9 protein-coding genes are annotated in these 15,467 nt (G+C 69.1%); 6 read left to right on the top strand and 3 right to left on the bottom strand.

Annotated elements, in window-relative coordinates; translation table 11 throughout:
• Positions 1 to 23 precede the first annotated feature (23 nt).
• Positions 24 to 557, bottom strand: a complete 534-nt coding sequence (locus tag BJQ94_RS16585) for an adenylyltransferase/cytidyltransferase family protein (protein ID WP_265398507.1) — start codon at positions 555 to 557, stop codon at positions 24 to 26.
• A 249-nt stretch (positions 558 to 806) separates the two neighbouring features.
• Here BJQ94_RS16585 and BJQ94_RS16580 point away from each other — a divergent pair, with 249 nt between their 5' ends.
• From BJQ94_RS16580 to BJQ94_RS16555, 6 genes are all read left to right on the top strand, one after another.
• On the top strand, positions 807 to 2,543 hold the full coding sequence (locus BJQ94_RS16580) for a hypothetical protein (RefSeq protein WP_265398508.1): 1,737 nt from the start codon (positions 807 to 809) through the stop codon (positions 2,541 to 2,543).
• Positions 2,544 to 2,737: 194 nt separating this feature from the next.
• Positions 2,738 to 4,855, top strand: a complete 2,118-nt coding sequence (locus tag BJQ94_RS16575) for a PKD domain-containing protein (RefSeq protein ID WP_265398509.1) — start codon at positions 2,738 to 2,740, stop codon at positions 4,853 to 4,855.
• A gap of 97 nt (positions 4,856 to 4,952) precedes the next feature.
• On the top strand, positions 4,953 to 5,663 hold the full coding sequence (locus tag BJQ94_RS16570; protein ID WP_265398510.1) for a hypothetical protein: 711 nt from the start codon (positions 4,953 to 4,955) through the stop codon (positions 5,661 to 5,663).
• A gap of 167 nt (positions 5,664 to 5,830) precedes the next feature.
• Positions 5,831 to 10,927: a PKD domain-containing protein gene (locus BJQ94_RS16565; RefSeq protein ID WP_265398511.1), complete on the top strand. Its 5,097-nt coding sequence runs from the start codon at positions 5,831 to 5,833 to the stop codon at positions 10,925 to 10,927.
• Positions 10,924 to 11,850 carry a glycosyltransferase gene (locus tag BJQ94_RS16560; RefSeq protein ID WP_265398512.1) on the top strand — a complete coding sequence of 309 codons (927 nt, stop codon included), beginning with the start codon at positions 10,924 to 10,926 and terminating at the stop codon, positions 11,848 to 11,850. The genes BJQ94_RS16565 and BJQ94_RS16560 overlap by 4 nt, the downstream gene beginning before the upstream one ends.
• Positions 11,847 to 12,932 carry a glycosyltransferase gene (locus tag BJQ94_RS16555; RefSeq protein ID WP_265398513.1) on the top strand — a complete coding sequence of 362 codons (1,086 nt, stop codon included), beginning with the start codon at positions 11,847 to 11,849 and terminating at the stop codon, positions 12,930 to 12,932. Before BJQ94_RS16560 ends, BJQ94_RS16555 begins: the two co-directional genes overlap by 4 nt.
• On the opposite strand, the gene BJQ94_RS16550 is transcribed toward BJQ94_RS16555, so the two are convergent.
• Entirely contained in the window at positions 12,834 to 13,961 is a 1,128-nt protein-coding gene (locus BJQ94_RS16550; RefSeq protein WP_265398557.1) for a glycosyl transferase, read from the bottom strand. The two genes, BJQ94_RS16555 and BJQ94_RS16550, sit on opposite strands and share 99 nt — an antisense overlap.
• Complete coding sequence (locus BJQ94_RS16545) at positions 13,961 to 15,421, bottom strand: polysaccharide biosynthesis tyrosine autokinase (protein ID WP_265398514.1); 1,461 nt, start codon at positions 15,419 to 15,421, stop codon at positions 13,961 to 13,963. Before BJQ94_RS16545 ends, BJQ94_RS16550 begins: the two co-directional genes overlap by 1 nt.
• Between the last annotated feature and the right edge of the window lie 46 nt (positions 15,422 to 15,467).

Raw genomic sequence — 15,467 nt, 5'->3', positions numbered from 1 at the left:
CACTCTGCTGCACCGCGAATTATTCAGGCCCGGATCTCGCCCGAGTCGTCGGTAACGGAGCCCGCAGCCAGCGCGGCGGACAGCCCCTGGGGAGAAAGCGCTTCCAATGCGCGGCGTAAAGCCGTGCTGGAGGTGTGCATCGTGTAGGGGAAATAGACGACCTCGACCCCGACCCCGGCGAACTGGCGTTCGAGGGTCAGACCACGGGGAGTGCCGCGCCAGTCGTCGCCCTTGAAGAAGATGTCGAACCCCAGTGAGCGCCAGGTGTCGAGTTTGTCTGGCACGGTTTCGGCCACGGCCTCGTCGACGAAGGTGATGTGCTGAACGATTTCGAGCCGCTCGGAAAGCGGCACGACCGGTCGGACCCCCTTGGTCAGCAGCAGCATTTCATCAGAGACCACACCGGCAATCAGGTAGTCACAGGCGGTTTTCGCCTGGCGGAGGATGTTGAGGTGCCCGACATGGAACAGGTCGAAACCGCCCGCGGCGTAGCCGACGCGCAGCCGGCCGTCACGGTGCCCGGTGGGGTGCGCGGTACGGGGGGGATCAGCGCTCATAACGGTCCCTCGATTTCTGACGGCCGCCGGCATCGCGCCGGGGAATCCGGTGAAGAGGTCGTAGGGGACAGTAGCCAGACTCCATCGTTCTGCATAGGGTTGGCGCGGTCCGAACCTAGGAAAATCGTGTAAGCGTTTGACCAAATGAGGAAAGTGAGCAAAGCTAGATAAACGATCGGTGGCCCCCTACGGTTGCTCCATCCCGCATGTCCCGAACGTGTGCACCATCAGAAAACACTCTCCCCCCACATGATCCCCACACTTTTGCGCTCGAAGTCGTCCCCCAGGACGATCCCATCCGCCCCCGACCTGGCCTCGTCCGGTGTCGCGGGCGCAGCATTCAAGAAACGTCCCCTCATTGCCGCATCAGCGGCCCTCGCCGTGGTCATCGGACTCACCGGCTTTGCGGCGGCTCCCGCCCAGGCGGCCAGCGCGTCGCCCTCAACCGTCGCTGCCGTGTCCACGGCCGTGTCCACTGCCCTGGAATCCGTCGTCGTGCCCTCGGGCGGCCAGAAGACGATCTCGCTGGGTAGCATCCCCGCGAACGCCACGGCCGTGACCCTCACCCTGCAGGCCGCCGGCGCCTGGCAGAACACCGTGGTCAAGGCTTCCATCGGCCCGAACGGTGCCCAGAAGACTGTGTTCACGGCCACCAAGGATGGCAAGCCCTCCGCCACGGTGACCCTGCCGCTGCAGTCCGGCCACAACGGCAAGCTCACGCTCACCAGCAGCCAGGCCAGCGTGCGCGTTGACAGCACCGTCACCAACTTCGCGGTGCCGGCCGCCAAGCCGGCCGCCAAGCCGGCCGCAGCGACGTCCAGCGCCGGCTCGCTGGAGACCGTGGTCGTGCCGTCCGGCGGCCAGAAGACCATTTCGCTCGGCACGGTCCCCGCCGGCGCCACCTCGGTGAAGTTCACCGTGCAGGGCTCCGGCGCCTGGCAGAACACCGTGGTCAAGGCTTCCGTCGGCCCGAACGGCGCCCAGAAGACTGTGTTCACGGCCACCAAGGATGGCAAGCCCTCCGCCACGGTGACCCTGCCGTTGCAGTCCGGCCACAACGGCAAGCTCACGCTCACCAGCAGCCAGGCCAGCGTGCAGCTGAAGACCACGGGCGTCAGCTTCGGCACGACCTCCGCGGCGCCCGCGCCCGCGCCGACCACGGCACCCGCGCCCACCGCGGCGCCTGCTCCGGTTCCCGCCCCACCTGCGACCGGCACCCCGAGCGGCAGCAACACCGGCGTGCCTGCCGGCACCAAGCTCACCGTGCACAACGGTGACATCAACGTCACCAAGGCCGGAACGGTCCTCGACGGGCTCGACATCCGTGGCCTGGTCAAGATCAGCGCGCCCAACGTGACCATCAAGAACTCGGTCATCCGCGGTCGTGCGCTCACCGGCGTCGCCCCGCTGATCAACAACCTCGGCGGCCAGTCCGGGCTCAAGATCACCGACACCGAGCTGTTCCCGTCCACCGCGTCGCCGTACGCGATGGGTATCTACGGCTACAACTTCACCGCCACGAGGGTCAACATCCACGGCGTGATCGACAGCATCCACCTCACCGGTGGGAACGTCTCGATCGACAAGTCCTGGTTGCACAACAACCTGCACTACGCCAAGGACCCCAACCACGGCGGCAGCCCGAGCCACGACGACTCGATCCAGATCCAGAAGGGGAGCAACATCAGCGTCACCAACAACAACATCAGCGGCGCGTTCAACTCCGGGATCCAGATCACCCAGGACACCGGCAAGGTCTCCAACTTCACCTTCACGGGCAACTACGCCAACGGCGGAGGCTGCACGGTGAACATCGCCGAGAAGTCCTATGGTCCGGTGCAGGGCGTCAAGATCGCCGACAACACCTTCGGCCGCGACACCAAGGTCTCCAACTGCGCGATCATCGCCAAGTCCACCACCAAGATCGACCTGGCGCGCAACTTCTACGTGCCTGACCGCACTGCCGTCACCGTGCACAAGGGCTAACCCGCACGGCCGCGTCACCGCGCTGTGACAACCGGAATCCCGCGTGCCTGGCACGCGGGATTCCGTCGTTGTATCCTCACCCCCGAGGGGGCGTCACTTCGCCCCCGAAGAGGGCACAGTATAACTGAGGATTCGTCATATACTCACCAAATCGTGCCGGCCACCCGAATGCCGGCCGCTGATGGATGAGGCTGATGATGCTCACTCGCGCCCGGAACTCGCTCCTCGCCCTGTTGTCCGTCATCGCGCTGGCCGCGGCCGCCACCCTGACCGGGACGGCCGCCGTGGCCGACACCAATCCACCGGATGCCGGCACCCCGGCCACCGTGGCCGCAGACGCACTGCCGACACCCCAGATCAACGGCGTCGTGTGGGCGCAGCTGATCGTCGGCAACACCGTCTACGTCGGCGGCGAGTTCACCAAGGCCCGGCCGGCCGGCTCCGCGGCCGGGGTCAACGAGGTCACACGCAACAACCTGCTCGCCTACACCCTGTCCACCGGAGCCCTCACCGCGTTCAACCCCAACATGAACGGCGCCGTGCGCGCCCTCGTCGCAGCACGGGACGGTTCGCGGGTCTACGCAGGCGGCACATTTACCAAGGCCGGCGCCACGAACCGATACCGCCTGGTCGCGTTCGCCAGCGCGACCGGCGCGTTGGTCACCTCCTGGGCGCCCCAGGTGAACGGCAGGGTCGCAGCCCTCGGGGTGAGCGGCACTGCGGTGTACGCCGGCGGTGCGTTCACCTCGGCCGGCGGGCAGGCGCGTCAGTACATGGCCAGTTTCGCCGCCTCGAACGGCGCGGTGCAGGCCTGGAAGGGCACGCCGGCCGGCGGCACCGTCAGCGCCCTGACCGTCTCGCCCGACAGTACCAAGGTCATCATCGGCGGTTCGTTCACCAGCTACGACGGCGGCAGTAATCCCGGCTACGGGATGGCGGCCACCAACGCCAGCACGGGCGCTTCCTCCGCCTGGAAGGTGAACAGCACGCTCCGCAACGGCGGCAGCACCGCGGCGATCCTCAGCCTCACCTCGACCAGTGACGGCGTCTTCGGCACCGGCTATGACTTCGGCAGTGGAGGCAATTTCGAGGGCACCTTCAGGGCCTCATGGGCCGACGGCACGCTGGTCTGGATGGAAGACTGCCACGGCGACACCTACTCGGCGGCCCCCACTGCCGGCGTGGTCTACACGACCGGGCACGTGCACTACTGCGGCAACATCGGCGGGTTCGGCGAAACCTCCCCGCGCTCCTACCACCGCACCCTCTCGTTCTCGATGAACGCGACGGGCACCATCGCCACGAACACCATCAAGGGATACTCCAACTACGGTGGAAAGCCTCGTCCGTCACTGCTCACCTGGTACCCGGACATCAACACGGGCACATACACGGGGCAGGGCCAGGGCCCGTGGAATGTCGCCGCCAATGCCTCCTACGTGTTGTACGGCGGCGAGTTCACGACGGTCAACGGCAAGAAGCAGCAGGGCCTGGTGCGGTTCGCGATCGCCTCGATCGCCCCGAATAAGGAAGGACCGCGCGCAACGGGCGCCGACTTCGCGCCGACCCTGAGCTCCCCGGCGGCCGGATCAGTGAAGGTCACCTGGAAGTCCAACTACGACAGGGACAACGAGCTGCTCACCTATGCGGTGCAGCGCGGCGGAGTCACCGTGACGACCCTGACCGGACGCTCGATGGACTGGAAGCGGCCGACCCTCAGCTGGACCGAGTCCGGCCTCGCGGCCGGAACGTACTCTTACCGCATCAAGGTCACGGATCCCCGGGGCAACACCAAGACCGGGAACGCCGTGAGTATCACGGTGGGCGGTGCCGCGGCCAACCGACAGGCCGCTCCCGTCGCCTCCAGCTTCGCTGCGACGGCCGCCGAGCTGAACCTGGCCGTCGACGCCTCTGCGGTGACCTCGGCTTCCGGCGCACAGATCGGCTCCTACGAGTGGGACTTCGGGGACGGCTCCACCGCGAGCGGGGCCACCGCCAGCCACGAGTATGCGAAAGCGGGCACCTACCAGGTCGCGCTCACGGCCACGGATGCCGACGGAGTGGCGCTGACGATCACCCGACCCGTCGACGTCACTGCACCGGCCGCGCCGGACCCGGCCCCGAAGGTCGACCCGGCGCCGCCGGTCGACCCCGCGCCCGCGACGCCGCCGGTACCGAAGGATGCCGGCACGACTCCGACCCCGACTCCGCCGACCGCCGGTCCGCCGGCCTCCGACGCACCCGGCGCAGGGGCGAAAGTGACCCCGACGCCCACGCCCCCGCCAACCCCGACGGACTCCAGCGTGCATTAGTACCCCTTGGCAGCCGGTCGGGACCGTGTCTAAATGACAGCACGAGGTGACCGACCGGTTCGCCGACCCCACCAGGCCTCACCGTCAGGAGCCCCCAATGGCAACACACGACCCGGACAACACCGCTGCGACTGTACCGCGGCGGTGGCGGTGGGTGGGCGTGAGCGGAGTTGTCGGAGTGGCCGTTCTCCTCCTCGTGGCCACAGTGTGGCTGTCGCAGGGCGGGGCGTCGCCCCTCGCCGGGGCGACGGGGGCGGCATCACCGGGTGCCACGACGGCCCCGGGCTCGTCCGCTCCGTCGGCCACGCCCACTGACCCGTCGGCCGCGCCGGCACCGGAGGCGTCCCCGCCGGTCGCAACCGAGACGCCGGCCCCAGGGCCCACCGAGGGGTCCGCCGCGCCGTTGGCCGAACTGCCGGCGGTACCCCTGACCGAGCAGGTCGCGCCGGTGCCTGGGGTGGTCTTCGGCATCGACGGGCTGGAGTCTGTCGAGGGTGTCGCCCAGGGCCCGGGCGAGGTCGGCGGCCCCGCGCTGCGATTCACCCTGACCGTGCGCAATGACACCGATGCCACGGTCTCCCTCATGTCCACCGTGGTGAATCTCTATGCCGGCTCGGAGCAGCTGCCCATGATCGACCTGCAACAGCCCGGCGCTGTTCCGCTGCCCGACGAGGTCGCCGCCGGCGGCAGCGTCACCGGTGTGTTCGTCTTCGCGGTCCCCGTTGACGAGCGCGGCCAGGTCAAGGTCGGCGTCGACTACACGGTGGGCGTCCCGATCGTCGTCTTCGAGGGCGCCGCACCGGAGTAAGGCCACTACGGGCGATATCCCCGATGCTGCCCCGAAAAGGGGACAGCGAGTGGTGAGAGATCGTCACTATGCTCGCTGCGTGCGGTGGCCACCCGAAGGCCACCGTCCCTACCCGAACTGAGGCATTCATGGGTGCTCCGGCCCTTTTCCTGTCCCCGCGTCTCCCGATGCCAACCTCCGTGCCACCGCGCCGGCTGATCGTCGCGGTCCTGACTGTCGTCGCCGTGCTCGCCGCACTGCTGCTGTCGGCGCCGCCCGCACGGGCGGATACGGCACCGGACGGCGTCGGAACACCGAAGACAGTGGCGGCCGATGCGCTTCCCACCGCGCAGATCAACGGTGTGGTGTGGACCCAGCTGATTGTGGGCAACACCGTCTACGTCGGCGGGGAATTCACCCGCGCCCGCCCGGCCGGAGCCGCTGCGGGAACGAGCGAGGTGGAGCGCAACAACCTGCTCGCGTACAACCTCACCACTGGCGTGCTGTCGACGACGTTCGCCCCCAGCGTCAACGGCGCCGTGCGGTCCATCGTCGCGTCCCCCGACGGCAGCCGGGTCTACCTGGGCGGAGCGTTCACGTCGGTCAACGGTGTGGCCAGGTACCGGCTGGCCGCACTGAGCACGGGCACTGGTGCCCTGGTCACCTCCTGGGCGCCGCAAGTGAACGCCCGCGTCACCACGGTGGGCATAAGCGCATCCACGGTCTACGTCGGCGGTATCTTCTCGTCCGCCAACGGTGTCGCCCGTCAGGGCCTCGCCGCGTTCTCGGCCGGCACCGGCGCCGTGCAGGCCTGGACGGGCGCCCCGACCGGCGGCAACGTCAACACCCTCACGGTGTCGCCCGACGGCACGAAGGTCATCGTCGGCGGCAGCTTCACCGCCTACAACGGCGGCTCTGAGCCCGGCTACGGCATGGCCGCCACCGATGCGGTCACCGGTGCGTCACTGCCGTGGAAAGTGAACTCGTTGGTGCGGAACGGTGGCCCGCAGGCCTCGATCCTCAGCCTGACCTCCTCGGCCGAGGGAGTCTTCGGCACCGGGTATGTCTTCGGCACCGGAGGAAACCTCGAAGGCACCTTTCGCGCGAGCTGGGCGGACGGCACTCTGATCTGGCTGGAAGACTGCCACGGCGACACCTACTCCGCCGCCCCGGTCCGGGACGCCGTGTACACGACAGGTCACCCGCACTACTGCGGCAACATCGGCGGCTTTCCCCAGGCGAACCCGTGGACGTACCACCGCACCCTCACCTTCGGCATGCAGGCCACCGGAACCATCACCGCCGATCCCCTCGGCTACTACAACTTCGCCGGCACGCCCCGGCCGAGCCTGCTCACCTTCTACCCCGACATCAACACGGGCACCTACACCGGCCAGGGCCAGGGACCCTGGAGTGTCGCCGCGAACGAGGACTACGTGCTCTACGGTGGCGAATTCACCATCGTGAACAACAAGAAGCAGCAAGGCCTGGTGCGTTTCGCCACCTCTGCCATCGCACCCAACAAGGAGGGTCCGCGCCTCACCGGCGCCGACTTCGTGCCCTCGGTAGCCTCCTTCGTATCCGGAACGGCCCGGCTGAGCTGGCAGGCCAATTACGACCGCGACAACGAGAACCTCAGCTACGAGGTGCTCCGCGACGGCGTGAGCGTGAAGACCATCGTCGCCGCCTCCTCCGACTGGAACCGGCCCATCCTCAGCTGGACGGACACCGGGCTGACAAGCGGCCAGTCCTACTCGTACCGGCTGCGGGTCACCGATCCGTTCGGCAACGTGAAGACCGGCAATTCGGTGCCGGTGACCGTCGCCGCCGCCGGCTCACTGAGCGACTACGCCGCGGCCGTGCTGAACGATTCCGCCCGCTCGTACTGGCCTCTGGGCGAGCCCAGTGGCAGCACGGCCTTCGACTGGGCCTCGGGGATCGATGCGAGCGTGCACTCCGGAGTCACCCGCGGTGCCCAGGGAGCGATCATCGGCAGCTCGGGTACGGCCAGCGGGTTCGACGGCAGCGCCAACGGGTACGCATCCACCGACACCGCGCAGCCCTCGACCGACACATTCAGCGTCGAAGCGTGGGTGAAGACCACGAGCACCAGCGGCGGCAAGATCGTCGGGTTCGGTGCGAGCAGCACCGGCACCTCCTCCTCTTATGACCGGCACGTCTACATGGACGACTCCGGCAAGATCTGGTTCGGCGTCTACCCGGGCGACGTGCGCACGGTGAACAGCACCGCCGCCTACAACGACGGCGCGTGGCACCAGATCGTCGCCACCCTGGGGTCGGCGGGCATGGTGCTCTACGTCGACGGCCGTAAGGTCGCCCAGCGGTCCGACGTCACCAGCGGCCAGGCCTACGACGGCTTCTGGCGGATCGGCGGGGACAACATCAGCGGGTGGCCGAGCCAGCCGTCGAGCGCCTTCATCGCCGCCGACATCGCCGAGGTCGCCGTGTACCAGGCGCCGCTCACCCTCGCCCAGGTCATCGCGCACTACGAAGCCTCCGGCCGCACCTCGCCGGCCCCGGCAGCGCCAACGGATGCCTACGGCACTGCCGTGTACAACGCCGACCCCGAACTGTACTGGCGGTTGGGCGAGGCCTCCGGTTCCGTCGCCGCCGATTCATCGCGGGCGATGACCCCGGGAACGTACTCGGGCCAGGTCAGCCAGGGATCGGCCGGGCTGGTCACGGGCACCGGGAACACCGCGGCCACGTTCTCCGGCGGGATCGTGAGCAGCACCGTGCAAGTGGCCGACCCGCGGGTCTACTCCCTCGAGGCGTGGTTCTCGACGACGTCGACCCAAGGCGGCAAGATCATCGGCTTCGGCGACCAGCAGACCGGTCTGTCCGGCAACTACGACAGGCACGTCTATCTCCAGGACGACGGCAAGCTGGTTTTCGGCACCTGGACCGGCCAGACGAACACCATCACGACACCGGACGCCTACAACGACGGTCGGCGCCACCACGTCGTCGCCGTCCAGTCCGGCAACGGCATGAAGCTCTACGTCGACGGCGCCATCGTCGGCACCAACCCGCAGACCGGCGCTCAGGCGTACTCCGGTTACTGGCGGGTGGGCGGCGACCCGACCTGGGGGTCGAGCAGCCCCTACTTCGCCGGAGTGATCGACGAGGTCGCGGTGTACGCACGTGACATCGGCGCGGTCGTCATCCGCAACCACTTCGCCACCGGAACGGCAGGGGAGCCGCAGAACACGCCACCGACCGCGGTCTTCGACGCCACGATCGACAAGCTGGCCCTGAGCGTCGACGGTTCGGCCTCGACGGACGCCGATGGCAGTATTGCCGGGTACTCCTGGGACTTCGGTGACGGCGGAACGGCGGCGACGGCCACCGCCACCCACAACTACACCGCAGCGGGCGACTACACGGTCACACTGTCGGTCACCGACAACGCCGGGCTGGTGCGATCCGTCAGCAAAACCGTCACGGCCGTCGCGCCGGTGCAGAATCAGGCGCCCACCGCGGTCTTCACCACCGCGGCCACGGCGCTCACGGTGAACGTCGACGCCACCGGATCGGCCGATGCCGACGGAACGATAGCCGGATATGCCTGGGACTTCGGTGACGGGGCGACGGCGACCGGTGTGACGGCCAGCCACGGCTACCCGACCGCGGGCGACTACACGGTGACACTCACTGTCACCGACGACGACGGCGCCACCGCCGCCATCGTGCACACCGTGACAGTTGCGGCCGCCCCCACGGCCACATCGTTCGCGACGGATGCCTTCGGGCGCGTCGTCACGGGAGGACTCGGCCTGGCCGACCAGGGCGGGGCGTGGACGGTGAGCGGCTCGACCGGAAACTACGCGGTGACCGGCGGAACGGGCACACTCCGGGCGCCGACGGCCGGTTCGACCGTCACCGCCACTCTCCCGGGGGTGAGCTCGACCGACACCGAGGTGCGGGTCTCCGCCGCCCTGAAACAGGCCGCGACCGGCTCCGGCGCCTACCTGTCCGTGCTCGGCCGCAAGGTCGGCACCGAGGACTATCGCGGCAGGGTCAAGGTGTCGTCGACGGGCGCCGTGCAACTGCAGTTGCTGCGCGGGGCGACAACCCTCAAAGCCACCACCATCGCCGGCCTGCTCTACGCCACGGGCGACCAACTGAACGTCACGGTGCAGGTCACCGGCACGTCGCCGACCACCCTGCGCGCCAAGGTGTGGCTCTCCGGAACGACCGAGCCGGCGGACTGGCAGGTCACCGCCACCGACAGTACCGCGTCGCTGCAGACTGCCGGGGCGATCGGACTGTCGCTCTACCTGGGCGGAACCTCCACCACGGTGCCGGTCACCGCCGCCTTCGACAACCTCTGGGCCGGCCAGACCGGGGCCGTTCCGCCGCCGCCCGCACCGGTCAATGTGCCCCCGGTGGCCGCTTTCACCGCGACGGCCACGAATCTCAGCGTCGCCGTCAACGCGGCAGGGTCCACCGACGCCGACGGCACCATCGCCGGATACGCCTGGGACTTCGGCGACGGCGCCACAGCCACCGGGTCAACGGCGGGCCACGCTTTCGCGACGCCGGGAACGTACCAGGTCTCCCTCACTGTCACAGACGATGACGGTGCATCGGCCACGACGGTCACGCCGGTCACGGTGAGCGCCGCCCCGGTCGGAGGCGACCTGGCCAGGGACGCCTTCGGCCGCACGGTGGCCGCCGGCCTCGGAGCCGCCGACCTCGGCGGCGCCTGGTCGACCACCGGCTCCACGTCGAACTACTCCGTCGGCGCCGGCGTGGCCACCCTGCGATCGCCGATCGCCGGTGCCATGGAGACCGCCAAGCTCAGCACGGTGTCGTCCACGGCCACCGATGTGCGCGTCGTCGCAGCCGTGCAGCAAGCGGCGACCGGTTCCGGAACCTACCTCTCCCTCCTCGGCCGCACCGTCGCCAGTGACGATTACCGGGCCAGGGTCCGGCTGAACGCCGACGGCACCGTGACCCTCCAACTGATGCACGGCTCGACGGCGTTGCGGTCCCTCCTGGTACCCGGGCTGAAACCGGCCGTCGGGGACAAGCTCGCGATCCGGCTCCAGGTGGCCGGAACCTCGCCGACCACGCTGCGCTCCCGGGTGTGGCTGGCCAGTCAGAGCGAACCGACGGCGTGGCAGCTCGAGGCAACGGATGCGACAGCAGCCATGCAGGCGCCGGGCGGGATCGGAATCGCCCTGTACCTCGGCGGCTCCACGACGAACACACCGGCGACGGCCCGATTCGACGACCTCGTTGCTGGACCGTTGCCGTGACCGAGCGGGTGACCATCGCGGTCCTCACCTACCAACGCCCGGCAGACCTCGCCGAACTGTTGCCGATCCTGGTCAGCCAGGCCGAGGACGCCCCGGCGGACGTCGACATCCTCGTCGTCGACAACGATCCGGCGGGCGGAGCCGAGACGCAGGTCAGGTCGGCCGGCGCCCGAGCGCCGATCCGGTACGCCCACGAACCCGAACCGGGAATCGCGAGCGCCAGGAACCGGGCACTCGACGAGAGCACCGGAGAGCTCCTCGTCTTCATCGACGATGACGAACGCCCCACTGAGTCCTGGCTGGAGTCCCTGCTGGCCGAGTACCGCAGGCACCGGCCGGTGGCCGTCGTGGGTCCGGTGGTGTCACGGTACGACGTCTCGCCGAGCCCCTGGGTGCAGGCCGGTCGATTCTTCGACAGGCGCCGGATGCCGACGGGAACGCCGGTGACGGTCGCTGCCACCAATAACCTCCTCTTGCACCTGCCCTGGGTGCGGGCGAACGGCCTGCGTTTCGACGGCCGGTTCGGCCTGAGCGGCGGGTCGGACACCCTGTTCACCCGCCAGTTGGTCGAGCGCGGCGGACGCATGCTCTGGTGCGATGAGGCCGTGGTGATCGATGTCGTGCCCGCCGCCCGGCTCACCCGCGGTTGGGTCCTGCGCAAGGCCTACCGGATCGGCAATGCCTCCAGTCGGGTTGTGCTGGACGGCACCCGGCCCGGCCGGCGGCTCGCGCTGCGCGTGATCCTGCTCACCCGGGGCGTGGTCCGACTGGCCGTCGGCTCGCTCCGCTGCCTCGCCGGCGTACTCACCGGGCAACTGCGCCACCGCGCCCGCGGCATGCGCACGGCCGCGAGAGGCGCCGGCATGTTGTCCGGATCGCTGGGCGCCGTCTACAGCGAATACTCCCGGAGCGCGGTGCGGTGACCGGCGTCGTCACCGAGCGTGCACGGCTGTACCAGACAGTGCGCACAGCCCACCTGGAGCGGGCCAGGGCGCTGGCGCCGGCCACCATCCTCTACCGGGCCACCCGCTACGACTTCGATCGTGCCCTCGCCAGAGACCTCGACCTGATACCCGCCGGACCCATCAGGGCCGCCTGGCTCCTCGCCCGCTCCCGGGTGCGTCAGCTCGAGGTCAACGAACCCTTGATGCTCGCCAGCCTCCGCCGCACTGCCCTGACCCTGGCCGTGCTGCACCTGCGGCATCGTCTTGGCGGCCCGCGCACCCAGTGCGTGAGCTACGCCATCGAGAACGCCGACCCGTTCGCCAGCCAGGCACGCGGGCGGGCCAGGCTGACCCGGCTGCAGGACAAGCTGCTGGCCCGCTTCGTCTGGGCGTCGCTCGACAGGATGGTTTTCGGAACCGAGTCGGCGCAGCAGACCTACGCATCGGTGTTCGGTGCTGCCGCCGGCCCCGCGCACCGCACCCACATCCCCGCCCTCCCCTCGGCTTGCACCTGCCCGGGCGAGGGCAGGGCGACCGCCCCCCGAGTGGTGTTCCTGGGCGCGCTGGCCGCGCGAAAGGGGTTCCCGCAGCTGCTGGATGCGTGGCCCTATTTAAAGGTATGGCTGCCGGATGTCAGTTTGGTCATCCTCGGCAGCGGGCCGCTGGAAGAGCGGGCCAGGGCCCTTGCCGACGCCGACGCCGCTGTGGAGCTGCACATCGACCCGGCCAGATCCGATATCCACGCCGAACTGCGTCGCAGCCGGGTACTCGTGCTGCCGTCACAGCCGACGCCCGGCTGGCGGGAACAGGTGGGCCTGCCGATCTGCGAGGGGCTCGCGCACGGGACGGCCATCGTCACCAGCACCGAGACCGGGCTGGCGGGCTGGTTGGACGCACATGGCCACGCCGTTGTCGACGCATCCGCCGCACCGCTCGAGTGGGCGCGCGCCGTGGCCGGCGCCCTACGGGCGGACCGTTCGCAGTCTGCTGTGCTCCACGATCTGCCGCCCGTCGATGGACGTCTCGCCGCCGACGAGTGGCTGTTCGGCGACGCGACCTGACGGGCCGGCGTTCCCACGCACCTGGGACAGCGCCGCGGCATACGCCTCCCGGTGCTGCTCGGCGATGACGGACCAGGCCCGGCCGGAGAGATCAGGGCGGGTGGGGGAACCTGTCGGGTGTTCGGCCCGGCACCGCTCCAATGCTCCGCCCAGGAGCGCTGCAGTGAGCACGCCCCGGTAGGTGAAGACCCAGCCGCGACCGACCTCGGCCTTGAGTGCCTCGGTGACCGGGTTCGACGGCACCAGGATCGGTCGCCCCAGGGAAAGCGCGAGCACCGCGGCGCCCGAGTTGTGCATCTCGCGATACGGCAGGGCGACCAACTCGGCCTGGGTCACGTCCCTGGCCAGCTCGATGTCGGACGCGTGACCCAGGGACACCGAGACCCGGTCGTCGGCTAGGGCGGCCAAAAGCACCTCGGCGCCGATGTCTGCCGTGGTGGGGCGGCCGACCACCCGGAGGGACAGTGGCTCACCGTCCGGGCCGGCAGGAAGGGCGGAGAACGTCTCGATCAGATCGGGAACACCCTTGTACGGGCGGATCAGTCCGAAGTACACCACCCGCCCCGGAACTGGAGGCTCGAAGGGCACCGACTGGAACCAACTACGGTAGTCGCCGTGCGCGATGGTGCGGACAGGAGAGTCGGAGGGGACGTCTGTCGTCGGATTGAGCCGAATCCACAGTGTGGTGCGGCGGTCGAACCGGGCCAGCAATGCGCGTTCGGCCCGGCTGCCGGCCTCGTGGCTGCGCACATTGTGCACGGTGCGCACCACTGCCGTGCGATTCCGGTGTAGCCACAGCCGCAGCAGCAGGGCGCGGAACAGGAGGCGCCTGGCGAAGCTGCGCGTCGCCGTCGTGCCGTGCAACAGGGCCTCCGGCCAGTGCGCGTGGAACACGTCGTAGCGCTCGGCCAGCGCCCGCCGCCAGTTGAACCCGAGAACCTGCGGATCCGGGCTCAGCTGGTCGGCCAGCTGCACCAGATAGGGGTTGGTGGTGGCACGGCCGGTCGGGAACGACTGCAGGACGCGCATCACCTGGACCGGGTCTTCTCGGTGACCTTCGCGGCCCGACGCCCGTTCGGGATGGCCGGTGCGGTCGGCACCTGATCGGCCTCGGCTGCCGGAGTCGCCGGAGTCGCCGGATCGGCCGCCGGCACGTTTTCCATCCCGTAATACGCGGGCGTCTTACGCTCCTTGACGAAGTTCAGCACGATACCGAGGACGCGGGCGTTGACGTTCTCCAACGACTCGATGGTGTCCTTCAGCTGGGCGCGTCTCGTGGCACGATAGCGCGCGACGACGATGGCGCCGTCGGCCAGGTGGGAGAGCCCCAGGGCATCCGTGGCGGAGAGCAACGGCGGTGAATCGATCACTATGTAATCGAAGCGCGCCGACAACGTTCCCAACAGGGTGCGCATGGCCTCTGAGCCGAGCAGCTGGCCAGGATTGGGCGGCAGGGCCCCCGCCGACAGCACCGAGAGGCTGTCGCCGCAGGGCACGATCGCCTCCTCGGGGGAGATCGCGCCGACGAGAACCGTGGTGAGGCCGACATCGCCCTCTACCCCGCAGATGTCGGCGATGCTCGGGCGCCGCAGGTCGGCGTCGATCAGGAGCACCCGGGAGGAGCGCTCCGCAAGGGCGAGGGCCAGGTTGACGGAGGTGGTCGACTTGCCGTCCCTCGTGACGGCCGACGTGACCACGATGGTGCGCGGTCGGTGATCGACGTCGATGAATTCCAGGTTCGCCTGGATGCGCCGGTATGCCTCGGCGATGGTGCTCCGCGGCATGACCCGCATGGCGATGCCGGCGGGGTCCTTCCGGCCCTTCTGGCCGACCTTGCCCAGGAGCGGAGCGTCGGTGACACGCTCGAGGTCTTTCTCGTCGCGCACCCTGGTGTCGAGCATGTCCCGCAAAACCGCGTAGGCCACACCCAGCCCGAGCCCGACCAGAAGGCCGGTGATGACGATGAGCGTCGTGTTGGGTGAGAACGGACGGGAGGGAGGCTGGGCGGTGGAGACCGTCTCGAGCGTGATGGATGGTGTGCCGGCCGGTCCCTCCGGCGCCAGGTCCTGCCCCGTCGTGGCGAGGGATCTGGTGATGGCGTTCGCAATCCGTGCCGACTGCTCCGATGACCTGTTGACCACGGTGACCTCGATGATCACAGTGTCCAGCGGCGTCGAAGCCGAGACACTCGACGCGAGGGCCGACGGAGTCGTGTCCAGTTGCAGATCGTCGATCACCGGCTGGAGTACTGCGGGCATCGTCGCCAACTGCGCGTACGACTGCACGAGTTTCTCGGTGAAGGTGAAGCCCTGCACCAGCTCGCTCGTGGTCTCGCCGCGCGGGCTCGAGACGAAGACGCTGCTGGTGGCCCGGTACAGGAGGGGCAGCGACGTGGCGTAGGCGAGACCGGCTCCGGCTCCCAGCGCCCCGAGCAGAATGACAACCAGCCATCTCCGCGCGATCGACCTCAGATATTCGACCGGTTCCATGATGTTGTCCCCTTTGTTTCGCCGGTGTCGGCGTGTGATCGATGGT

It is taken from the genome of Cryobacterium sp. SO2 (genome assembly GCF_026151165.2).
GTDB lineage: Bacteria > Actinomycetota > Actinomycetes > Actinomycetales > Microbacteriaceae > Cryobacterium.
Note: the sequence above shows the minus strand (reverse complement) of the source record. Positions and strands in the feature narration are given on the sequence as shown.